Source organism: Thioclava sp. UBA3469 (genome assembly GCF_002378135.1).
GTDB lineage: Bacteria > Pseudomonadota > Alphaproteobacteria > Rhodobacterales > Rhodobacteraceae > Thioclava > Thioclava sediminum.
Genome location: NZ_DFRG01000134.1, coordinates 1 through 287 on the forward strand (window position 1 = coordinate 1; position 287 = coordinate 287).

General features: G+C 63.4%; 1 protein-coding gene. It reads left to right on the forward strand.

The features are described 5' to 3' along the window. Window positions 1–287: NAD(P)/FAD-dependent oxidoreductase (locus B3D39_RS10985; protein ID WP_286789682.1), on the forward strand; the 287-nt coding region annotated here is incomplete at both ends.

Consider the following 287-nt stretch of genomic DNA (forward strand, 5'->3'; position numbering starts at 1 on the left):
ATCCTGCAGGACCGCCTGTTCAAGAACCCTAAGGTCGAGATCGAGTGGAATCACACGGTCGAGGAAATCCTCGGCGACGAAAATCCGCTCGGCGTGACCGGTGTGCGGGTGAAATCCACCGCCGACGGGTCTGAGAAGGTGATCCCCTGCGACGGGTTCTTCGTGGCGATCGGACACGCGCCCTCGTCCGAACTCGTGAAGGACAGCCTGAAGATGCAATCGGGCGGCTATGTCTGGGTGGAGCCGGGCTCGACCCGCACCTCGCAGCCGGGCATTTTCGCGGCGGG